21 protein-coding genes and 1 tRNA gene are annotated in these 22,342 nt (G+C 64.5%); 15 read left to right on the forward strand and 7 right to left on the reverse strand.

Annotation, left to right across the window (positions count from 1 at the left end):
- The first annotated feature begins 109 nt into the window (after nt 1-109).
- Genes GGR40_RS03185 through lpdA form a run of 4 tightly spaced genes read left to right on the forward strand, consistent with a single transcriptional unit; the run spans nt 110 to nt 3,619 of the window.
- Entirely contained in the window at nt 110-1,417 is a 1,308-nt protein-coding gene (locus tag GGR40_RS03185) for a pyruvate dehydrogenase complex dihydrolipoamide acetyltransferase (protein ID WP_429274741.1), read from the forward strand.
- A 13-nt stretch (nt 1,418-1,430) separates the two neighbouring features.
- Entirely contained in the window at nt 1,431-1,823 is a 393-nt protein-coding gene (locus GGR40_RS03190; RefSeq protein WP_429274742.1) for an acyl-CoA thioesterase, read from the forward strand.
- A 1-nt stretch (nt 1,824) separates the two neighbouring features.
- Nucleotides 1,825-2,202, forward strand: a complete 378-nt coding sequence (locus GGR40_RS03195; protein ID WP_429274743.1) for an acyl-CoA thioesterase — start codon at nt 1,825-1,827, stop codon at nt 2,200-2,202.
- A 4-nt stretch (nt 2,203-2,206) separates the two neighbouring features.
- Nucleotides 2,207-3,619 (forward strand): dihydrolipoyl dehydrogenase, encoded by a 1,413-nt coding sequence (gene lpdA, locus GGR40_RS03200; RefSeq protein ID WP_429274744.1) that lies wholly within the window; start codon nt 2,207-2,209, stop codon nt 3,617-3,619.
- A 107-nt stretch (nt 3,620-3,726) separates the two neighbouring features.
- Here the strand turns inward: lpdA and GGR40_RS03205 are convergent, their stop codons facing one another.
- A complete protein-coding gene (locus GGR40_RS03205) occupies nt 3,727-4,068 on the reverse strand; it encodes a PilZ domain-containing protein (RefSeq protein ID WP_429274745.1) in 342 nt (113 codons plus the stop codon).
- Between the two features lie 245 nt (nt 4,069-4,313).
- Here GGR40_RS03205 and acs point away from each other — a divergent pair, with 245 nt between their 5' ends.
- Entirely contained in the window at nt 4,314-6,263 is a 1,950-nt protein-coding gene (gene acs, locus GGR40_RS03210) for an acetate--CoA ligase (protein ID WP_429274746.1), read from the forward strand.
- A 51-nt stretch (nt 6,264-6,314) separates the two neighbouring features.
- Here acs and GGR40_RS03215 read toward each other — a convergent pair whose 3' ends face one another.
- The 5 genes from GGR40_RS03215 to GGR40_RS03235 all read right to left on the reverse strand — a co-directional run bounded on the left by GGR40_RS03215 (nt 6,315) and on the right by GGR40_RS03235 (nt 10,632).
- Nucleotides 6,315-6,497 (reverse strand): DUF3008 family protein, encoded by a 183-nt coding sequence (locus GGR40_RS03215; protein ID WP_429274747.1) that lies wholly within the window; start codon nt 6,495-6,497, stop codon nt 6,315-6,317.
- Between the two features lie 22 nt (nt 6,498-6,519).
- Nucleotides 6,520-9,039, reverse strand: coding sequence for a DNA ligase D (gene ligD / locus GGR40_RS03220; RefSeq protein WP_429274748.1), 2,520 nt, complete (start codon nt 9,037-9,039; stop codon nt 6,520-6,522).
- Nucleotides 9,036-9,536, reverse strand: coding sequence for an MgtC/SapB family protein (locus GGR40_RS03225; RefSeq protein WP_429274749.1), 501 nt, complete (start codon nt 9,534-9,536; stop codon nt 9,036-9,038). Before GGR40_RS03225 ends, ligD begins: the two co-directional genes overlap by 4 nt.
- 3 nt (nt 9,537-9,539) lie before the next feature.
- Entirely contained in the window at nt 9,540-10,424 is an 885-nt protein-coding gene (ku, locus tag GGR40_RS03230; RefSeq protein WP_429274750.1) for a non-homologous end joining protein Ku, read from the reverse strand.
- 118 nt (nt 10,425-10,542) lie between these two features.
- Nucleotides 10,543-10,632: transfer RNA gene (locus GGR40_RS03235), tRNA-Ser, on the reverse strand.
- A 269-nt stretch (nt 10,633-10,901) separates the two neighbouring features.
- Between GGR40_RS03235 and GGR40_RS03240 the strand changes: the two genes are divergently transcribed.
- The 10 genes from GGR40_RS03240 (at nt 10,902) to mazG (ending at nt 19,978) form a co-directional block, all read left to right on the forward strand.
- On the forward strand, nt 10,902-11,927 hold the full coding sequence (locus GGR40_RS03240; RefSeq protein ID WP_429274751.1) for a lytic murein transglycosylase: 1,026 nt from the start codon (nt 10,902-10,904) through the stop codon (nt 11,925-11,927).
- On the forward strand, nt 11,911-12,909 hold the full coding sequence (locus GGR40_RS03245; RefSeq protein WP_429274752.1) for a septal ring lytic transglycosylase RlpA family protein: 999 nt from the start codon (nt 11,911-11,913) through the stop codon (nt 12,907-12,909). Before GGR40_RS03240 ends, GGR40_RS03245 begins: the two co-directional genes overlap by 17 nt.
- 61 nt (nt 12,910-12,970) lie before the next feature.
- On the forward strand, nt 12,971-14,170 hold the full coding sequence (locus tag GGR40_RS03250) for a D-alanyl-D-alanine carboxypeptidase family protein (RefSeq protein WP_429274753.1): 1,200 nt from the start codon (nt 12,971-12,973) through the stop codon (nt 14,168-14,170).
- Nucleotides 14,167-14,808, forward strand: a complete 642-nt coding sequence (gene tmk, locus GGR40_RS03255; RefSeq protein ID WP_429274754.1) for a dTMP kinase — start codon at nt 14,167-14,169, stop codon at nt 14,806-14,808. Before GGR40_RS03250 ends, tmk begins: the two co-directional genes overlap by 4 nt.
- On the forward strand, nt 14,805-15,770 hold the full coding sequence (locus GGR40_RS03260) for a DNA polymerase III subunit delta' (RefSeq protein WP_429274755.1): 966 nt from the start codon (nt 14,805-14,807) through the stop codon (nt 15,768-15,770). The genes tmk and GGR40_RS03260 overlap by 4 nt, the downstream gene beginning before the upstream one ends.
- An 83-nt stretch (nt 15,771-15,853) precedes the next feature.
- Entirely contained in the window at nt 15,854-17,413 is a 1,560-nt protein-coding gene (gene metG / locus GGR40_RS03265; RefSeq protein ID WP_429274756.1) for a methionine--tRNA ligase, read from the forward strand.
- Nucleotides 17,413-18,192, forward strand: coding sequence for a TatD family hydrolase (locus GGR40_RS03270; RefSeq protein WP_429274757.1), 780 nt, complete (start codon nt 17,413-17,415; stop codon nt 18,190-18,192). Before metG ends, GGR40_RS03270 begins: the two co-directional genes overlap by 1 nt.
- Nucleotides 18,189-18,971 carry an MBL fold metallo-hydrolase gene (locus GGR40_RS03275; protein WP_429274758.1) on the forward strand — a complete coding sequence of 261 codons (783 nt, stop codon included), beginning with the start codon at nt 18,189-18,191 and terminating at the stop codon, nt 18,969-18,971. The genes GGR40_RS03270 and GGR40_RS03275 overlap by 4 nt, the downstream gene beginning before the upstream one ends.
- Nucleotides 18,968-19,153, forward strand: a complete 186-nt coding sequence (locus tag GGR40_RS03280; protein ID WP_429274759.1) for a hypothetical protein — start codon at nt 18,968-18,970, stop codon at nt 19,151-19,153. Before GGR40_RS03275 ends, GGR40_RS03280 begins: the two co-directional genes overlap by 4 nt.
- A gap of 51 nt (nt 19,154-19,204) precedes the next feature.
- Nucleotides 19,205-19,978, forward strand: coding sequence for a nucleoside triphosphate pyrophosphohydrolase (gene mazG / locus GGR40_RS03285; RefSeq protein WP_429274760.1), 774 nt, complete (start codon nt 19,205-19,207; stop codon nt 19,976-19,978).
- Nucleotides 19,979-20,006: 28 nt separating this feature from the next.
- On the opposite strand, the gene parC is transcribed toward mazG, so the two are convergent.
- The gene (parC, locus tag GGR40_RS03290) at nt 20,007-22,301 is read right to left on the reverse strand and encodes a DNA topoisomerase IV subunit A (RefSeq protein WP_429274761.1); all 2,295 of its coding nucleotides are present in this window, start codon (nt 22,299-22,301) and stop codon (nt 20,007-20,009) included.
- Nucleotides 22,302-22,342: the final 41 nt, after the last annotated feature.

Raw genomic sequence — 22,342 nt, forward strand, 5'->3', positions numbered from 1 at the left:
CAAAAAAAGAAACCGCGAAGCGCTTGAACGCAACGCACAAGGCGTCCAAGGAAGGGGCCAATGCCCGTCAAGCGGCCTCCCTACGGACAATAAGGAACGCGAAGTTTCCATGCCCATCGAGATCAAGATGCCCGCCCTGTCGCCCACCATGGAAGAGGGTAAGCTGGCCAAATGGCTGGTCAAGGAAGGCGACACCGTTTCATCCGGCGACATCATGGCCGAAATCGAAACCGACAAGGCTACCATGGAGTTCGAGGCCGTCGATGAAGGCGTGATCGGCAAGATCACCGTCGTCGAAGGCACCGAAGGCGTGAAGGTCGGCGCGGTCATCGCCGTGCTGGTCGAAGAAGGCGAAGATGCCTCCGCGATCGAGGCACCCAAGGCCGACGCCCCGAAGGCCGCTGCCAAGGAAGAGGCTCCCAAGGCCGAAGCGCCCAAAACCGAAGCCAAGTCCGCGCCTGCCGCTGCGCCCAAGGCTGCCGCGTCTGGCGATCGCGTGATCGCCACTCCGCTAGCCAAGCGCGTTGCCGAAGCAAAGGGCGTTGATCTCTCGGCCGTTACCGGCACCGGCCCGAACGGCCGCATCGTCAAGGCCGACGTCGAAGGCGCCACCGGTGGCTCGGCGAAGAAGGCCGCTCCGGCTGCGGCTGCACCTGCTGCTCCCACCGCCGCTGCTTCTTCGGTGGAGATGGCGGACGAGACCCGCGCACTGCTCGATGCCCGCGTGCCGCACACGGTCGAGAAGCTGTCGGGCATGCGCAAGACCATCGCGCGCCGCCTCGCCCAGTCGAAGCAGGAAGCGCCGCACATCTACCTCAGCGTCGACGTGCAGCTGGATAAGCTGCTGGAACTGCGCTCGCAGATCAACGCCACGCTTGAGAAGCAGGGCGTGAAGGTGTCGGTGAACGACATGCTGGTAAAGGCGCTGGGCGCGGCGCTGATCGCCGTGCCCGAATGCAACGTGACCTTCGCCGGCAACGAACTCATCAAGTATGAACGTGCCGACGTATCTGTCGCCGTGTCGATCCCCGGCGGGCTGATCACGCCGATCGTCACCGGCGCCAACGAAAAGTCGTTCTCGGCCATCGCCCGGGCGACCAAGGATCTCGCCACCCGCGCCAAGGAAGGCAAGCTCAAGCCCGAAGAGTACCAGGGCGGCACCGCCTCGATCTCGAACATGGGCATGATGGGCATCAAGTCGTTCTCGGCCGTGATCAACCCGCCGCAATCGACCATCCTCGCCATTGGTGCAGGCGACAGGCGCCCCTGGGTCATGCCAGACGGATCGCTGGGAGTGGCAACTGTGATGAGTGCAACGGGCAGCTTCGATCATCGTGCCGTGGACGGCGCCGATGGCGCGCGCCTGATGGCCGCGTTCCGCGAGTTCGTGGAGAACCCGCTGGCGATGATCGCGTAATCGGGCGGCTGACATGGGGGAAGAGGCCGGAGACCTGGTAATCCGCGTAACCGCGATGCCTACCGACCTCAACCCCTATGGCGGCGTGTTTGGCGGCTGGCTGATGAGCCAGCTGGCCTTGGGCGCCGCATCGTTCGTCACCCGCCGCACCGGCTTCAAGGCCGTGGTGGTGGGGGCGACCGACTTCACGTTTCCCGGCGTCATGGCCGTGGGCGACGAGCTCAACGTCTATGCCCGGGTCAAGCGTACGGGCCGGACGTCGATGACCGTGGGGACGCAAGGCTTTGGCCGGGCACGCGCCAGTCAGGACGAAGTGGAGGTCGCCAGCGGCCTGTTCACGTTCGTGACGCTGGACGAGAATGACCGGCCGCGGCCCATCGCCGCCGCCGCGCAGGATTTTATCTGAAATGACCGACTTTCGTGAACCTGTGATCCGCGTCACTGCAATGCCGGCGGACACCAATGCCTACGGAGACATCTTCGGTGGCTGGCTGTTGAGCCTGATGGATTCGGGCGCCGGGCTCGTCGCGGCGCGGCATTCGCGCGGACGCGCCGTCACCATCGCGCTCGACGGGATGAAGTTCCACAAGCCGGTCAAGGTCGGCGACGAAGTTTCGGTCTATGGCGAAGTGAAGAAGGTGGGCCGCACGTCGATGACCATCGGCATCGAAGCCTACCGCCGCCACCGTGCGGAAGAAGAACGGGTGATGGTCACCGAAGCGACCTTCACCTTCGTTGCGATAGACGATGCGGGCAAACCCCGCGCAATCGAGCAGGAGAGCTAATTCAGTGGCTGATACTTACGACGTCATCGTTCTCGGTTCCGGCCCCGGCGGCTATGTCTCGGCAATCCGGGCTGCACAGCTCGGCCTCAAGACCGCCATCGTAGAGCGTGAACTGCTGGGCGGCATCTGCCTCAACTGGGGCTGCATCCCGACCAAGGCGCTGCTGCGCTCCGCCGAGGTGCTGCACCACATGAAGCACGCCAAGGACTATGGCCTGGCGGCGGACAACATCACCGCCGACCTCGACGCTATCGTCAAGCGTTCGCGCGGCGTGGCCAAGCAGCTCAATCAGGGCGTCACGCACCTGATGAAGAAGAACAAGATCACCGTCCACATGGGCACCGGCAAGCTTGTCGGCGGCGGCAAGATCGAAGTCGCGGGCGAAAAGGGCACCGAAACGATCTCGGCCAAGCACATCATCGTCGCCACCGGCGCGCGTGCCCGCGAACTGCCGTTCGCCAAGGCCGACGGCAAGCGCATCTGGACCTATCGCCATGCGATGACGCCCACCGAACAGCCGACCAAGCTGCTGGTCATGGGCTCTGGCGCGATCGGCATCGAGTTCGCCAGCTTCTACAACGATCTGGGTGTGGACGTAACCGTGGTCGAGATGCTCGATCGCATCGTCCCGGTCGAGGACAAGGACGTGTCGGCCTTCCTCGAAAAGGCGCTTACCAAGCAGGGGATGAAGATCCTCACCGGTGCCGGCGTCGAGGCGATCACCACCGATGCCAAGGGCGTCAAGGCAAAGATCAAGGGCAAGGACGGCAAGGTCGTCGAGCACGAGTTCAGCCACGTTATCTCGGCGGTCGGCATCGTGCCGAACACCGAGGACCTGGGCCTGGAGAAGATCGGCGCCAAGCTGGATCGCGGCTTCATCCAGATCGATGATTATGGCCGCACCGGCGTGGCCGGCGTCTGGGCCATCGGCGACTGCACCCCCGGACCGTGGCTTGCCCACAAGGCCAGCCATGAAGGCGTCACCGCAGCCGAAGCGATCGCCAAGGAACTGGGCAACAAGGACGTCCATCCGCACCCGCTGGACCGCCGCAACATCCCCGGCTGCACGTACTGCCACCCGCAGATCGCGTCGGTCGGCCTGACCGAGGCGAAGGCGAAGGAAGAAGGCTACGAGGTCAAGGCCGGCACGTTCCCGTTCATCGGCAACGGCAAGGCCATCGCACTGGGCGAACCGGAAGGTTTCGTGAAGACGGTGTTCGACGCCAAGACCGGCGAACTGCTGGGCGCGCACATGATCGGCGCGGAAGTGACCGAGATGATCCAGGGCTACGTCGTCGGCAAGACGCTGGAGACGACCGAGCAGGAACTGATGAACACTGTGTTCCCGCACCCCACCATCTCGGAAACGATGCACGAAGCGACGCTGGCCGCATACGGTCGCGCCCTGCATATCTGATCGGGCAAGTCTGATCGGGCACGTTCCGACTGGGTAACGCGAAAGGGCGGGCCGCAAGGTCCGCCCTTTCTGCTACGGCCTGTATGACGGGAACCGCTGAGTGACGGTCAGCCCGCCGCCCGCACGATATGGTCGAACACGGCAACGTGCAGCGGTTCGTCGAATTCGCAGCCGACCGTTCCGTTGCGGCTCCAGCAGATGCGCGCGCTCAGCAGTTGAAGCCCGGGAATGCGGATGCGCAGCGGCACTTCGGTACGGGCATCGGGCAGAAGCGCGATGCGGAAACCGCCGGGAGAAAGATCCTCCAGTCGGGCCTGCTTCCACGGCCGCGTACCCTGCCGCACCTCGCACAGGATCGATACGCCGACGCGTGCGGAACGCGGTGTCCGGCTCTCGGCCTGACCGTTGGTCGGGGTGTCGTTGGTTACCGTTCGCATCGGGGCGTTCATTGAGGGCTCCTTGGGGGTGCGATCCCATGCCGCGCGAAAGGTTACCAGTGCGTTAGCATTCTGCGGCTCTCCACAGACCTGTTCCTCAACGGCACGACTTTTCCACGACGACGTCGGCGCCGGATGCAGGTTCTCCATGGCAGCGGTCTGCATCAAACCTTGATCGAAGCCCGATCGCCCGCCATCTTGCGATGCAGCACAAGACCCGGAAAAATCCGGTTCGACGACACAAGAGGAGAAGCCGAATGGCCGAGGCCGTCTATCCCGTTTCCGCAGAATGGAGCCGGGGCGCCCTGATCGACGAGGCCCGCTATCGGGACATGTACGAGCAGTCGGTCACTGATCCTGAAGCGTTCTGGACCCGCGAAGCGCAGCGGATCGACTGGATCAGGCCGTTCAGCGTGGTCAAGCAGACCAGCTTCAACGAAGACGACTTCGGCATCTCGTGGTTTACCGACGGTACGCTCAACCTCTCTGTCAATTGCCTCGACCGTCATCTGGCGACGCGCGGCGACGACATTGCCATCCTGTGGGAACCGGACGACCCGAAGAACCCCGAACGGCGCATCACCTATCGCCAGCTTCACGAACAGGTCTGCCGTCTGGCGAACCTGTTGAAGGCACGTGGCGTGCGCAAGGGCGAGCGCGTGACCATCTACCTGCCGATGGTGCCCGAAGCGGCGATGGCGATGCTGGCCTGTGCGCGGATCGGTGCGATCCACTCTATCGTCTTCGCCGGGTTCTCGCCCGACGCGCTGGCCAATCGCATCCAGGATTGCGACAGCCGCATCGTCCTCACCGCCGATCAGGGCCTGCGCGGCGGCAAGACGATCCCGCTCAAGGCCTGTGTGGACGAAGCGCTGGAGGATTGTCCGGGCGTGGATACGGTCATCGTCCTCGCGCATACCGGTGCTGACGTGCCGATGACCGAAGGCCGCGACATCGATTGGGCGTCCAGCGTCGCCGAACAGGCTGCCGACTGCCCGCCGGAAGAGATGAACGCGGAAGACCCGCTGTTCATCCTCTACACGTCCGGCTCCACCGGCAAGCCGAAGGGCGTGTTGCACACCACCGGCGGCTATGCGGTCTGGGCGTCGATGACGCATGAATACGTCTTCGATTATCGCCCCGGCCAGATCTACTGGTGCGCGGCCGACATCGGCTGGGTGACCGGCCATTCCTACGTCGTCTACGGACCGCTGGCGAACGGTGCGACTACCGTGATGTTCGAAGGCGTGCCCAACTTCCCCGACGCCAGCCGGTTCTGGCAGGTGGTCGACAAGTTCGGCGTGGAAATCTTCTACGGCGCCCCCACGGCACTGCGCGCGCTGATGCGCGAGGGCGACGAGTGGGTGAGGAAGACCAGCCGCAAGTCCCTGCGCCTGCTCGGCTCGGTGGGCGAGCCGATCAATCCCGAGGCATGGTCCTGGTATCACGAGGTGGTGGGCGAGGGGCGTTGCCCGATCGTCGACACCTGGTGGCAGACCGAGACGGGCGGCGTGATGATCTCTCCGCTGCCGGGCGCCACGCCGCTCAAGCCCGGCTCCGCCACGCGCCCGATGTTCGGCGTGCAGCCCAAACTGCTGGACAACGACGGTAAGGAGATCGAGGGAGCGGGCGACGGATGCCTTGTCATTACCGACAGCTGGCCGGGTCAGATGCGCACCGTGTGGGGCGACCATGACCGCTTCTTCCAGACCTATTTCAGCACCTTCAAGGGCACGTACTTCACCGGCGACGGCTGCCGCCGGGATGAGGACGGGTATTACTGGATCACCGGGCGCATTGACGACGTCATCAACGTATCGGGCCATCGCATGGGCACGGCGGAGATCGAGAGCGCGCTGGTCGCCCATGCCAAGGTCGCTGAAGCCGCCGTGGTGGGCATGCCGCACGAGATCAAGGGGCAGGGCATCTACGCCTTCGTCACCTGCAATGCCGAAGTCGAGCCGGACGACGCTTTGCGCAAGGAACTGATCGCCTGGGTCCGCCACGAAATCGGCCCCATCGCCACGCCGGACGTCATCCAGTTCGCGCCCGGTTTGCCCAAGACCCGTTCCGGCAAGATCATGCGCCGCATCCTGCGCAAGATCGGCGAGAACGACGTGTCGAACCTCGGCGATATCACGACACTGGCCGACCCGTCGGTGGTGGACAACCTGCTGGAAAACCGCCCGCAACCCGCCGCCGCCTGAGGCGGCTGACCAATGCGCCGCGGTGGACGACGTGCCCGTCCATCGCGGCGCTCAGTCCTTGCGCTCCGGCAGGCTCTTGCGCGTGGTGGAGGCGAACTCCTCCAACTGCTTCTCGCTCATGGATTTCTCCATCTCCTTCGACGCGCCTTTCAACTTGGATTTGGGCGTGTCTCCGCGCTTGGCGGAGAGAGCGGCACCGGCGGCCTTCTGCTGGGCTTTGGATCGGGCAGGCATGGCAGAACCTTTCTGTTGTCGATCAAATCTGCGGTAGCTGCTGATCGCCGAAGCCCCAGCCGCGCAGCGACTGTGAGCGGTCGATCAACTCGGCGGCGTCGCGGATGGAGAAGGGGTGGGCGTCCTTCATGCCGTCCAGTTCGTCCCACGCGATCGGCACGGCCACCGGCGCGCCTTCGCGGGCGCGGGCGGAATAAGGCAGCACTGCGGTCGCGCCGCGCTGGTTGCGCAGCCAGTCTATGAAAATCCGCCCCTTGCGTTTGGCCTTGCTCATCGTCGCCACGTAGCGGTCCGGCTCGGCAAGGCTCATCGCTTCGGCAAAGCGGCGCGCGAAGTCCTTGTGGACGTCCCAGTCGTGACCGCCCCTCAGCGGCACCACGACATGTACGCCCTTGCCGCCGGACAGCATCGCGAACGTCACCAGACCTAGGTCGGCCAGCCGCGCGCGAATGTCCTTCGCTGCCTTCACGCACTCACGAAAATCCAGCCCCTCGTCCGGGTCGAGGTCGAAGATCATGCGATCCGGGCGTTCCACGGTATCGGCCTTTGCGCCCCAGCCGTGGAACTCGATGGTGCCCATCTGCACGCAAGCGACCAGTCCCTTGGCATCGTCGATGTAGAGGTAGTCCTCCGCGCCGCCGTCCTTTTCGCGGATCGGCACGTGATGGACGTGATCGCCGAAAGTGCCGCTGTCATGCTTCTGGAAGAAGCATTTGCGCGCGCGTCCCTGCGGGCAGCGGACCAGACTGATCGGTCGGTTTGCCGCGAAGGGCAGCATCAGCGGCGCAATTGCCGCGTAATAGTCCGCCAGATCGCCCTTCGTCTCTCCGCTGTCAGGGAAGATGACCCGTTCGCGGTTGGACACGTTGACCGATAGGGCAGCCGCTGGGGCGGGCTGCGGCATTTCGGCGGTGACGGACTTTGCCGGCTTGTCCCCCCTCAGGCCCAGGAAGCTGCCATGGCGCACCCGTCCTTCGGCGGTGAGTTCGGCAAAGGCGATTTCCGCCACCAGCTTCGGGCTGATCCACGTCGCGCCGCGCGCTTCCGCACGATCGACCTCTACGGGGGCCGACTTGCGCACCAGCCGCTCCATGCGTTTCGCGAGGTCGGCGAGGCCACCCGCATCGAACCCCGTGCCTACCTTGCCCCGATAGACAAGCCTGTCCCCTTCGTACTGCGCCAGCAGCAGCGAGGAGAACGGTCGGCCCTTGGCGCTGGATTTCGACCAGCCGACGATGACGAATTCCTGTCGCCGCGTGCACTTGATCTTGACCCAGCTCTTTGTCCGCCGCCCGGCGTAGGGAGCATCGACCCGCTTGGCGATGATCCCTTCCTGTCCGGCAGAGCACATCGCATCCAGCAGCTTCTCGCCCGCGCCGATGACATGATCGGCAACGAAGACCGGCGGCTGGGCCTGCGCAAGCAGCGCCTCCAGCCGTTCCTTGCGCTCTATGTTGGGCATGGCGGTCAGGTCTTCGCCGTCCAGTTCCAGCAGGTCGAAGGCGTGAAATTCCAGCGCATCCCTGTCCGTCTGGCTGCCGTGGCCGCGCTTGAGGACGGCCTGCAGGCTGGAGAAGTCGGGATTGCCCTGCGCATTGCGCGCGATGATCTCGCCGTCGATGAGGCAGGGCGGCAGGTCCAGCGCGGCCAGATGCGCACGCAGGGGCACGAACTTGTCGCTCCAGTCCAGCCCGTTGCGGGTATGGACCGCCACCGCATCCCCCGCCGCCGCGATCAGCGCGCGATAACCGTCGAATTTGATTTCATGCATCCACAGGTTGCCGGTGGGCACCGTGTCCACCAGCGTTGCCAGTTGCACCGGGCGAAATGCGGGCGGCTTGCCGGCACCCTTGCGCCTTGGACGCGCCTGCTTGCCGTTGCGCGCGGCGGCCTTTTGCATGACTTGGGTGAAGGTGTCTCCGCGCTTGCCCTTCAGCGAATGGGTTCCAGCCTTGTCGACCTCGATCTCGGCCATGGTGCGGCCCGTGAGCACGCTGGTCAGGCCCTGTTCCACCAGCACGTCGCCGGTGCCTGCGTGGCTGTCCCCAATCTTGCGCAGCAGCCAGTTCTCGCGCTTTTCGCCGGGGCGGCCCTTCATGCGGACAAGCAGCCATTCGCCCTTCATCCGCTCTCCATCGAGCATGAAATGGAGATGGCCGTCGCCGATGTCCTTCGCGCTCTTTCCCTCGATCGGCGCCCAGGTTCCACGATCCCACAGCATCACCGTGCCGCCGCCATATTCGCCCTTGGGGATGATACCCTCGAACCCGCCGTAGGAAAGCGGATGATCCTCTGTCCGCACGGCCAGTCGGCGGTCATCCGGATCCGCGCTCGGTCCCCTGGTGACGGCCCAGGATTTCAGCACGCCGTCCACCTCCAGCCGGAAATCCCAATGCAGCCGGGTGGCCGCGTGCTTCTGCACCACGAAGCTGTTGCCGCCGCCCGCCTTGCCGCGCTTGCCTGCTGGTTCGGCGGTTTTCGTGAAGTCCCGCTTGCGGTTGTATTCGGCCAGGAGATCGGTGGCGGGATCGGATCTGCTCATGGCTTTCCTCCGTCGCAGTCATCCTCGATGCGGCGGTCGCGGCTCCAGTCGCCTTCAACGAAATGGAGCACCGTCAGCATCAGGAAACTGACGACCACGCAGATCGCCACCAGCGGCCATTGCCCGGCACCGCAGGCCACGCCGATCACCGCCGTCAGCCACAAGTGCGCTGCCGTCGTCAGGTTGTGCAGCCGCCCGCGTGCAAAGACCACCAGCGCCGCCCCCAGGATACCGACGAAGCTGCCCGTCGCCTCGAAGATGCGCAGCGGGTCCATCCGCGAACCGGGGCCGTGATCGAACTGCAGGTAAAGCGCGATCACCGATACGGTCATCGCCGCGGCCGACACGCAGATCAGCCCGTGCGTCCGCAATCCCGCCGCATGGCCGCGCATTTCCCGGTCAAGCCCAAGCAGCGGACCCAGCAGCGCCGCGACGCCCAGCCGCAGCAGCATCTGCAAGTCGATGCCATGGATCGGGACGGGCGGATTGAGTTCCATCGCTTAGGCGCGCTTGCGCGTCCGGGTGGTGGACGATGATGCAGTCTTCTTCGCGGCAGGCTTGCGCGGGGAGGAACCGGATTTCGCTGTACCCTTGCTGTCAGTGCCGACCGATTTCTTCAATGCAGCCATGAGGTCGATGACGTTGCCCTTGCCGCTGGCGGGCTCCTCCACGTCCTCCAGAATGCGCTTGTTGCTCTTGGACTTTGCCTTCTTGTCGATCAGGCGATGGAGTGCGTCGACATAACGGTCGTGGAACTCGGCGGGCTTGAAGGGCGCGGTCTTCTTGTCGATCAGCGTGGTCGCCAAGTCTAGGAGATCGACATCCGGCTTCGCATCCTCGATGTCTCGAAAATATCCCTGCGCCTTGTGCACCTCGTCCGCATAGCGCAGCACTTCCATTACCAGGCCGCGCCCGCACGGCTTGATGGACACCAGTTGTTCGCGCCCGCGCACCGCCAGCTGGCCCAGCCCCACCTTGCGCGTCTTGCGCAAGGCTTCGCGCAGGACGGCGTAGGCTTCTTCCGCCAGATCGTCGGCAGGGACCACGAAATAGGGCTTTTCGTAATAGAGCACGTCGATCTCGTCCGAATCGACGAACTGGACCAGTTCCAGCGTCTTGCGGCTTTCGATCTTCACCGCCTCGATCTCTTCTTCATCCAGAAGCACGTAGTTGCCCTTGGACACCTCGAAGCCCTTGATGATTTCGTCGCGATCCACCGGGCCGACGCCGGGCGCGACTTTTTCGTACCGGATGCGCTTGCCGCTGGGTTCGTGGATCTGGTGGAACGAAATCGCCGCGCCGGATCGCGTGGCCGGATAGACCTCGATCGGGATCGAGACGAGCGCCAGGCGGATCTGGCCTTTCCAGTACGCGCGTGCAGGCATGAGCAGGTTCCTTCCTCGCTCACACAATCCGATTCGCGCGTCACTTGTTCCCGCCGCGCCACGGGGCGGGGTCAATGGCGCAGGATGCAGGCTAACCTGGGTTGCAAAGCGGGACAGATGGCGGAAGCGGTGGGATTCGAACCCACGAACGAGTTACCCCGTCGCTAGTTTTCAAGACTAGTGCCTTCAACCACTCGGCCACGCTTCCATGCCTGTCGGAACTGATCGTGCTGGCAGGGCGCGGGTGGTTGATCCCGTGCGGTTCCTGCCTGCCAGTTCCCGGGACCGAAGCATCTGCACACAACATGCACCCGCCAGCAGTCACCGTTTGACTGCGCATAGCCCAAAGCAGCGCGCGCGCAAGGGGGTGATGTGGTCAAGATCTTCGGTAAAGGGCCTTGCGCATGCGGCGGCTTTCCACCGCAACACGCCCTCGGCCATTTGCAACCGGCGCGGTTTATGCGAAGTTTCCCGGCGATGACCCCTGCTTCCTTCCTGCGATCGCTGCGTCTTCCCGTCTTTGCCGTGGTCCTTGCGCTTCCCGCTGCGCAGGCCTGTGCGCAGACGGAGACTTTCCCCGATTACCTTGCCACCGTGGCCGGCCATGCGCGCCAGCAGGGGGTGAGCGAGAATTCTATCACCAGCGTTCTGGCCGGGCTGACGCCGAACGACAGGGTGATCGCGCTCGATTCGTCGCAGCCGGGTAGCAGGGGTGCTCCGCCACCACTGGCGCCCTACATCGCGCAGCACGTCGGCAGTTCGATCGTCGCGCGGGGAAAATCGCGCTACGGTTCGCTGGCTTCAGTGCTGCCGGGGATAGAGCGGCGCTATGGCGTACCCGCACCGGTCCTGTTCGCGATCTGGGGGCACGAAACCAATTACGGCAGCTATACCGGCGATTTCGACCTTGCGCGCTCGCTGGCGACACTGGCGTGGGAAGGCCGCCGCCGCGCGCTTTTCGAAGGCGAACTGATCGCACTGATGAAGATGGTGGACCGGGGCGTGCCGCGTTCGCAGCTCAAGGGCAGCTGGGCAGGGGCCTTCGGCTATCCGCAGTTTCTGCCCAGCGTCTATCTGCGCCTTGCAGTGGACGGCGATGGCGATGGCCGGGCCGACATTTTCAACAGCCCGGTCGATACGCTGGCGTCCATCGCCAATTATTTTCGCGATGCCGGATGGCGTCCGGGCCAGCCGTGGGGTGTGCAGGCAAACCTGCCTTCGGGATTCAACGCCTCCGCCTACGCCACAAAGCTGGCATCGCCGTCATGCTCTGCAGTCCATGCGCGGCATTCTCAGTGGAAGACGGTGGCCCAGTGGCGCGCGCTGGGCGTGACGCCGCAGGGCGCGATCGGCAACGACGTGCTGGCATCGGTGTTCCAGCCGGACGGACCGGGGACTCCAGCTTATCTGTTAACCGGTAATTATCGGGTCATCCTCCAATACAACTGCTCGAACTACTACGCGATGTCCGTGGGGTTGCTTGCAGATGAGATTTCCCGTTAACCGTGCCCTGCCGCTTGCGGCGCTGATCCTGCTGGGAGGAGGGGCCACGGCGATGGCCGCCCCCCGCGCGCCGCTGCCTTCGGCTCCGGCCACCGGGCCTGCGGCGGACTATCCCGTGGTCATTGGCCCGCCATTCACGGTGGACGGCACGGTCTGGACCCCGACCGATCAGCTCAACTACGATGCCGTGGGCAAGGCGGTGCTGGGCGCAGACACCGGCAGCGGCGTCACTGCTGCGCACAAGACGCTGCCGTTGCCCTGCTATGTGGAGGTGACGTCGCTCACCACGGGGCGCACCATTCTCGTCCGGATAGAGCGGCGCGGGCCAATGACTAACGACGCGCTGATCGCGCTGTCGCCCGAAGCCGCCGCGCAACTGGGTGCGAGTGCGGGAGACCTCCCGGTCCGGGTGCGCCGCGTGAACCCGCCCGAACAGGAACGCGCCATGCTACGCACAGGTGGCCGCGCGCCGGAACGCATGGAAACCCCCGAAGGCCTGCTCAAGGTGCTGCGTCGCAAGCTGGCGGACCAATCGCCGCTGCTGCCGCCACCTTCCACCCCGCCTGCCATGCCCGCCGGAACGCCGCCCGTAACGGCGCGCCCCGGCCCGGCACCGGTTAAAGCGGTCACTCCCGCTGCTCAGCCAAAGCCACCGGCACCGGTTGAGGCGGCATCGAAGCCGGAGCAGAAAGCTGCGGTCAAGTCACCGGTAGCAGCGCCCGCTCCCAGACCGGCTCCGAAGCCCGCACCCGCAAGCCCTGCCGCTGAATCCCGCGGTTCGGTATTCGTGCAGGTGGCCGCTTTCTCCTCGGAATCTTCTGCCCGCAAGGTGGCCGCCCAGCTTGGCGGCAGTGTCTCTGCATCGGGCAAGTTCTGGCGCGTTCGCCTTGGCCCCTACACCAACCGTGCAAAAGCCGCTCCGGCGCTGGAGAAGGCAAAGGGCGCGGGCTATAGGGATGCGCGAATCCTCGGCGCGGACTGACCCTGACATGTCTCCCGCGCGTTGAACCAGACGCGCACAGGCGCGCGGGAGAACTCGGGTCTTGAAGTCGTTTTCCACTATCCTGAAGCTGGCGCTGGCCGTGACGGTCCCCGCCGGGGCCCTTGCCGCCTCCGGTCCGGCGCGCACTCCCGCTCCTGCGCCAGTGTCGCGTACCATTCCCGCGCCGCCGCTGCAGGTCGCGCCGATCCCGGTCAGCCTGCTGGTCGATCTGGGATCGGGGCAGGTGCTGGAGCAGCGCCATCCCGACACCCCGTTCCTCCCCGCGTCGGTGACCAAGGTGATGACCGCCTACGTGGCCTTCGAGGAAATCGGGGCGGGCCGCCTCGACATGGACCGCCGGTTTCAGGAACGCCCCGAAACCGAGAAGGAGTGGTTCGCCAAGGGCACTAACATGTACATCACGACCAAGGACAGGCCGACCACGCGCGACCTGCTCCACGGCATCATGACCGCTTCGGCGAACGATGCCGCCGTCGTGCTGGGTGAAGGCTATGCCGGTAGCGTTCCGGCCTGGGCAGCCAAGATGAACGACGCCGCGCGCAGGCTGGGCATGACGCGCAGCCACTACAACACGCCCAACGGCTGGATGGACGGCGGCAACACATATGTGACCGCCAGCGATCTGGTGCGGCTGGCCGACGCCATGATCACCCGCTACCCCGACCTCTACCGCGAGTTTTCGGGCCACAAGCGCTGGGTCTGGCGTGACGTGCACATGCGCAGCCACGATCCCACCGTGGGCGTCGTTCCGGGCGCGGACGGGATCAAGACCGGCTACACGCGCGAAGCAGGCTATAACTTCCTCGGCACGGCAGAGCGCGGCGGGCGCCGCCTTGTCATGGTGCTGGCCGGCTCGCCCCTGCCCAAGGTGCGGGACGATGCGGCCAAGGCGCTGCTCGAATGGGGCTTTTCCGCATGGGATACGCGTCCCCTGTTCGACAAGGGACGCGCGGTGGCACAGGCCAAAGTGCAGGGCGGCGATGCCCGCTCGCTGCCGCTGGTGGCCAACCGCGACATTCACGCCACGATCCCGCGCGGCACCAGCCCCGCGATCAATCTGGCGGTCCACTACAAGGGGCCGCTCGTCGCGCCGATCCGCAAGGGCGAACAGGTGGGCGAACTTGAGATTCGCGTCGCCGGCCTCGCGCCGGGCCGGGTGCCGCTCTACGCCGGGCGCGACGTCGGCAAGGCCGGGTGGCTGGACAGGCTGATCAACGGGTTTATCAACCTCTTCTCATGACGACGGGACGATTCATCGCGCTGGAAGGCGGGGAGGGGGCAGGCAAGTCCACCCAGGCACGCCTGCTGGCCGAAGCCCTGCGTGGCAAGGGCCTCGACGTGGTCACCACGCGCGAACCGGGCGGCACCGCGGGCGCGGAGGCGATCCGTACCCTGCTGCTGAACGGCGTCGAAGGCGACGGCGGCGAAAGCTGGAACCCGCGCGCCGAAGCACTGCTGTTCGCGGCCGCGCGGTCGGACCATGTCCATCGCCTGATCCGCCCGGCATTAGCGCGCGGTGCATGGGTCATCTGCGATCGCTATTTCGATTCAAGCCGAGCCTATCAGGGCGGCGGTGGCGGCCTGTCCGATGCCGACATCTCCACCCTGCACGCCATCGGCAGCGAAGGCCTGCTGCCAGACCTGACCCTGCTGGTCGAAGTCAGCCCATCGATTGCGGTCGAGCGACTGGCTTTGCGCGACACCGAAGGCAGCGACCGCATCGGAGGGCGCGACCGTGCGTATCACGCACGGGTTGCAGGCGCCTTCGCTGCTTTTGCCGAAACAGAACCGGCTCGCTTTGCCCGCATCGACGGCAATGGCAACCCGCAGGAAACGCACGCCCTGATCCTCGCCGCACTGGCGCCGCTGCTGTCGTGAGCACAGCAAAACCACCCCTTGGTCAGGATGCCGCCTGGAACGAATGGCTTGCTGCCATCGCATCCGAACGCATGCATCACGCCTGGCTGCTGAGCGGCGCCAAGGGCCTGGGCAAGCGCGCCTTCGCCCGGTCTGCCGCTGCCGCACTGGTAGGCGCCGCCGGTGTCGACGTGGACAGCCATCCCGACATCCACATCCTCGACCATCTCCCCTCGAACGACGACGAGGCGAAGAAGAAGGCAGAGGGCAAGCCCTACCAGACCAAGCGCAACATCACTGTCGATCAGGTGCGTGGCATCATCCGTCGCCTTGCCACCAAGCCGACGTTGGGGGACCGCCGCGCCATCGTGGTCGATCCGGCGGACGACATGGAGAAGGGCGCCGTCAACGCCCTGCTCAAGGTGCTGGAAGAACCGCCGGCAGGCACGTACTTCCTGCTGGTCACGCATCAGCCGGGTCGATTACTGCCTACCGTCCGCTCGCGCTGCCGTATCCTGCGTTTCGCCCCACTGGATGCGGCGCAGCTTGACGCGGTGATTCAGAGAGACGCTCCCGAGGCGGATGCAGCGGCACGTGCCGCTGCGATCGCCGCGGCGCAGGGGTCGCCGGGCATTGCGCTCGACATCGTCGAACATGACCTTGGCGCGATCCATGCGCTGATGATGCGCATCCTCCAGCACGGCGACCCTGATTTCGGCTTGCGCGGTCGGCTTGCCGACGCGATGGGTGCAAGGCCAGCGCGAGAACGCCAGTTGGCCGCGGTCGAGCTTGCCCGCGCCGTCCTGGTTTACGAACTGCGCGATGCGAGCCGCCAGCGGCAGCTTGCGATCATAGCCGCTTACGGCACGCTAACGCGCCTTTCCGCGCAGGCTCCCACCTACAATTTCGACGCGGGCCTGCTTATAATGGAAATTGGCGGCTTGCTGGCCTCCGCCGCGATGCCTAGAGAAGCCGCGTACTGACGCGTTCCCGTGAACTCGCATGCAAGTTCAGAACGCTTATGAACTACGACCTGTAAACACCAGCCAGGAAAGAGCGACGCCGCATGGGCGAGCCCTATTACATCACCACCGCCATCAGCTACCCCAACGGGCGGCCGCACATCGGCCATGCCTACGAAGCGATCGCCGCCGACGTCATGGCCCGCTTCAAGAAAGCAGAAGGCTTCGACGTCCGGTTCCAGACCGGCACAGACGAACACGGCCTCAAGATGGCGCAAAAGGCGCGCGACCTGGATACGACCCCGGCGGCGCTTGCGGACGAAATGTCCAACTATTTCCGGCAGATGTGCGATGCACTTAATGTTGGTTACGATGTTTTCATCCGCACGACCGAACCGCGCCACCACGCCGCCACACAGGAACTGTGGCGGCGGATGGAGGCCAGCGGTGACCTCTATCTCGATCGTTACGAAGGCTGGTACTCGGTCCGTGACGAAGCTTATTACGACGAAAGCGAACTAGTTGCCGGAGAAGACGGCGCCAAGCTTTCGCCGCAAGGCACGCCGGTGGAATGGACAGTCGAGGAATCATGGTTCTTCCGCCTTTCCAAGTATCAGGACCGCCTGCTGGCGCTCTACGAGGCGGGCGACTTCATCCGCCCTGACACCCGGCGCAATGAAATCCAGCGCTTCGTGGAAGGCGGCCTGCGCGATCTGTCGGTATCACGCACCAGTTTCGACTGGGGCATCAAAGTGCCCGGATCGGACAACCATGTCATGTACGTGTGGGTCGATGCACTGGCGAACTACATCACCGGTCTGGGCTTCCCGGAAGAGGGCGGGGACTTCGCAAAGTTCTGGCCTGCCGATCTGCACCTGATCGGCAAGGACATCGTCCGTTTCCACACGGTCTACTGGCCCGCGTTCCTGATGAGCGCCGGTCTGGAAGTGCCGCGTCAGGTCTTCGGTCATGGGTTCCTGCTCAATCGCGGGCAAAAGGAATCCAAGTCGCTTGGCAACGTTACCGATCCCATCGCTCTTGCAGAGACATATGGTGTCGATACGCTGCGCTACTTCTTCCTGCGCGAAGTCGCGTTCGGGCAGGACGGTTCGTGGTCGGCAGAGGCGATCGTTACCCGCGCAAACGCCGAACTGGCGAACAGTTTCGGCAATCTCGCGCAGCGCAGCTTGTCCATGATCTTCAAGAACATGGACGGCGAACTGAAGGCCGGACTTGAACAGTCCGATGCCGATAGCGCCCTGTTCGCCGCCGTTGCCGAAGGGATTGCCGGTCTGCGCACGGCCTTCGACGCCCTGGACTTCAGCACTGGCCTCGAAAGCTGGATGCGAGCGGTCTTCGCCTGCAATCAGTACGTGGACGAACAGGCGCCCTGGACGCTGCGCAAGACCGATCCCGCTCGTATGGAAGCAGTGCTGATGACCCTGCTGCGCGTCGTGCGCGATCTTGCGATTGCCGTGCGTCCCGTGGTTCCGACCGCGATCGACGCCCTGCTAGATCAGATGGGCCAGTCGGCGGATGCGCGCGATTACGCTGCGCTGGCTGACGCGGGATGGTTCGATGCGCTTGCCGCCTCCGGCTTCCGCATCGAAAAACCCGAAGGCGTGTTCCCGCGCCTGGAACTGCCTGCGGAAGCTGCCGCCTGATGCTCATCGATTCCCACTGCCATCTGGAGTACGAAGGGCTGGTCGAAGATCAGCCTGCCGTTCTGGAGCGCGCCCGCGCCGCCGGGATCAAGGGCTTCCTCAATATCTCCACGCGGCAGCGGGAATGGGACCGCGTCGTCGCCACGGCGGCCCGGGAACCCGATGTATGGGCCTCCATCGGTATTCACCCGCATGAAGCGGACCAGCATGCCGATCTGGGCGAGGGCGCCTTGCTGGAAGCAGCCGCACATCCGCGGGTGATCGGCATCGGTGAGACCGGCCTCGATTACTATTACGACAAGTCCGACCGCGATGTGCAGCAGGCGCTGTTCCGCACGCATATCACGGTGGCGCGCCAGACTGGGTTGCCGATCATCATCCATACCCGCGATGCCGAGGATGCCACGGCCCGCATCCTGGAAGAGGAAATGGGGAAGGGCGCTTTCCCCGCGCTGATCCATTGCTTCACCGCCAGCGCGGATTTCGGGCAAAAAGTGCTCGATCTTGGACTGACGATCAGCATTTCCGGCATCGTGACATTCAAGAACGCCAAGGACTTGCAGGAAGTCGTGAAGACGATTCCTGAAGACCGGCTTCTGGTGGAGACGGACTCTCCGTTCCTTGCGCCAGTCCCCCATCGCGGACGCAAGTGCGAGCCGGCTTTCACGGCAGACACCGCGCGCTTCGTGGCCGACTTGCGCGGCATCAGCCTGGAAGCTCTGGCCGAGAGCACGACCCGCAATTTCTTCGGCCTGTTCACCAAGGCCCGTTACGCATGAAAGTGACTATCCTTGGCAGCGGCACGTCCACCGGCGTTCCCCGGCTGGGGGGCGAGCATGGCGGTCCTGATTGGGGTGCGTGCGATCCGGCCGAACCGCGCAACCGTCGCAGCCGCGTTGCGATCCTGCTGGAGAGCGAGGCGGGGGCGCGAATTCTGGTCGATACGCCTACCGACCTTCGCGCCCAGTTGCTGGACAATGACATTCACCGGATCGACGCGGTGTTCTGGACGCATGACCATGCAGACCACTGCCACGGCATCGATGACCTGCGCCCGCTTCGCTATGGCCGTGCCGGGCCGATCCCGGGGTATGCCGACACGGAAACGGTGCGGCGGCTGCGCCAGCGGTTCGGCTACGTTTTTGCTGGGCAGCATGGTTATCCGACTTTGATTTCCCTCGACAATCTGGACACGTTGCGACTGTGCGAGGGTTTCCGGGTTGGTCACACGCAGATGCCGCATGGTGGAATGGATTCCACCGGCTTCCTATTCGATGCGGATGGAAAATCAGTAGGTTACGCGACGGACTTCAATCAGATTACAAGCGGTATGATCGATCTGTTCTACCGCTGCGACCTGTTGATCGTCGACTGCCTGCGCCGAGAACCGCATCCGACGCACGCGCATCTGGCCATGTCGCTGGAACTGGCCGAAGCCTGCCGGGTCGGCACGGCAGTGCTGACGCATCTCGACAAGAGCATGGATTATGCCACATTGAGCGCATCCGTACCTGCTAACGTGCAGGTCGCCTATGATGGAATGGTGATAGCGCCGTGAACACGACAACCACGATCGTTTCCATCATTTCGATCGTAGGTTTCCTGATCCTGGTCCTGCGCAATCCTGAAATCCGTGGAATGAGCACCGGCAAAGCGTTCCGTCTGACAGCGATCTGGGCGGCAATCATCGTCGGCATGGTGATTCTGATCCAGTGGTCAGGCTGGCACATTCAACCTTGAACCGCATCTTCGGGCAGCTTTGTTTTACATAATCCTCATTATCGAGCTTACATGACCCTGAGCAAGACCACGCAGATCGACCGCCTTCTTTCCATCATGGCGCGCCTTCGCGATCCGGATCATGGCTGTGAATGGGATCGCGAACAGACGTTCGCCACCATCGCGCCGTACACCATCGAGGAAGCATACGAAGTGGCCGAGGCCATCACGCAGGACGATCTTCCGGCACTGCGCGAGGAACTGGGCGACTTGCTGTTGCAGGTCGTGTTCCATGCGCGGATGGCGGAGGAAGCCGGCCACTTCGCGTTTCCGGACGTCGCCGCCGCCATCGCGGACAAGCTGGAGGCCCGGCATCCGCACATCTTCGGCGATGATGCTTCCGGCGATGCGCAGACCGATCGCTGGGAAAAGATCAAGGCACAGGAGCGCAAGGCCAAGGGTGCCCAAAGCGCCATCGATGGGGTCGCGATCTCGCTGCCGGCGCTGATGCGTGCGGAAAAGCTGCAGAAGCGCGCAGCGCGGGTCGGGTTCGACTGGCCCGATCCCAGTGGCGCGGCCGACAAGATCCGCGAGGAAATGGCTGAAGTCGACGAGGCTGCACCGGCTGACAAGCTGGAAGAAGCCGGCGACCTACTGTTCGCTGCCGTCAACTTCGTACGCCTGAACGGCATCGCGCCCGAAGATGCCCTGCGGGCGGCAAACGCCAAGTTCGAGCGGCGTTTCCGTGCCATGGAAACCCTGGCTGCATCCGAAGGCGTGGACTTTGCAGCGCTGCCTCTCGACGATCAGGAACGCTACTGGCAGGCCGTCAAGCGCGCGGAATGATCCCGCGCCCGACGGCCTCGACGCGATCTCAGCTCTGGAACTTGTTGTCGCGCGGGAAGCCCACCGGCGGCAGGCGTCCTGCCGCGCCGCGTGCGACCTTCCACAGCGCCATGTCCTTTTCAGTGCGCGTGCGGCCTGTCTCGCCACCCATAGCCCAGGACAGGCCGTCCTCCAGCCTTAACGTCGTCAGGTCGGCCATGCCGCCATCGCGATAGCGCTGCAGGGTTACGCCCTGCCCCTTCGCCATCACCGGCAATTCCTCAAGGCTGAAGATCACCAGCTTGCGATTGTCGCCAACGACCGCGACGTGATCGTGCTCTGCCGGGATTTCGTGCACGATGGTCAGCGAGACGCCCGGCTTGGTGGACATGACCGCCCTTCCCTTGCGGGTTTCGGCCAGCAGTTCGTCCATGTCCGCAGCGAAGCCGCGACCGATGTTGGACGCGAGCAGCAACTGCCCCTTGGGCTTGTGCGGGATCGCCGCGACGATATGCGCGTCGGCATCGATATCGACCATGGTGCGGATCGGTTCGCCGAACCCGCGCGCACCGGGAAGCTTGTCTGCACCGAGCGTGTAGAAACGGCCATTATCCAGCGCGATCAATATTTTGTCGGTGGTTTGTGCGTGGAATGCGAAAGCCGGGCCATCGCCTTCCTTGAACTTGAAATCGCCATCCAGCGCGACATGCCCGCGCGCCGCCCGTATCCATCCACGGGCCGAGAGGATCACCGTCACCGGCTCCTTCTCGATCATGGCGTCCATGGAGAACTCCACCGTCTTGGTCGCCTGCGCGATCGTGGTGCGGCGGCGGCCCAGCGCGGTATCCTCGGCATAGTCCTTGCGCAGATTGGCAAGGTCGCGCTTGATCCGGGTGCGCTGGCGGGCGGGGCTTTCGAGCAGCTTGTTGAGATCGTCCTGCTCTTTTAGCAGATCCTCGTGTTCCTTGCGAAGCTCCATCTCCTCCAGCTTGCGCAAGGAGCGCAGGCGCATGTTGAGGATGGCCTCGGCCTGCCGGTCGGTCAGTTCGAACTCGGCGATCATCACCGGCTTGGGTTCGTCCTCGGTCCGGATGATCTCGATGATCCGGTCGAGGTTGAGGTAGGCGATGATGTAGCCGGCCACCAGTTCGAGGCGCGAGGCGATCTTGTCCAGCCGGTGGCGCGTGCGGCGCAGCAGGATGTCGATCTGGCTGTAGACCCACTCCGACAGCAGCAGCTTGAGGCCTAGGACGCCCGGCGTGCGGTGCATGTCCAGCACGTTGAGGTTCAGGCTGAAGCGGCTTTCCAGCTCGGTCAGCTTGTAGAGGCTTTCCTTCAGCAGTTCGGGATCGACGTTGCGGCTCTTGGGGACGAGGACGATGCGGATTTCCTCATCGCTTTCGTCGCGCACGTCCTCCAGGATCGGCAGCTTGCGGTCGCCGATGAGGGCGGCGATCTGCTCGATCAGCTTGCCCTTGGCGAGCATGTAGGGGATTTCGCTGACCACCAGCTGCCACTGACCAGCGCCCAGCTTTTCGATGCCCGTTTCTTCCCACGAACCGTCGGCGTTGCGCCCGGTGGAGAAGCGGCCGCGCACGCGGAAGGCGCCCTTGCCGGTTTCGTAGGCGTGGCTGATCGCTTCGGGGCTGTCCACCACGAGGCCGCCCGTGGCGAAGTCCGGTCCCTTGAACACCTCCATCAACTGGGCGTGTTCGGCGTTGGGATTGTCGATCAGCAGCAGCGTGGCGTCGATGATTTCCGCCACGTTGTGGCTGGGGATCGACGTTGCCATGCCCACGGCGATGCCAGTGGCGCCGTTGGCCAGCAGGTTGGGGAAGATGCCGGGGAAGATATCCGGCTCGCTTTCCTCTCCGTTGTAGGTCGGGATGAAATCGACGGTGCCTTCGTCCAAGCCGGCCATGAGCTGGATTGCGGTCTTCGTCAGGCGCGCTTCGGTGTAGCGGTAGGCGGCGGCATTGTCGCCGTCGATGTTGCCGAAGTTGCCCTGGCCCTGCACCAGCGGATAGCGCAGCGAGAAGTCCTGCGCGAGGCGCACCATCGCGTCGTAGACCGACGCGTCGCCATGCGGGTGATACTTACCGATGACGTCGCCGACGACACGGGCGGATTTCTTGTAGGCGCTGGCTGGGTCCAGCTTCAGCTGGCGCATGGCCCAGAGCAGGCGGCGGTGCACCGGCTTCAGCCCGTCGCGCAGATCGGGCAGCGAGCGCGCGGTGATCGTCGACAGCGCATAGACGAGATAGCGCTCGGACAGCGCCGCATCGAACGGCGCGTCGACGATGGCATCGAAGGGGTCGGACTGGTCGTCTGTCGTGGTCACCATGGCTGGAACGGCTTAGCAACACGATAGCCGGAGCGGAACCT

This window comes from Novosphingobium gossypii (genome assembly GCF_050433305.1).
GTDB lineage: Bacteria > Pseudomonadota > Alphaproteobacteria > Sphingomonadales > Sphingomonadaceae > Novosphingobium > Novosphingobium gossypii.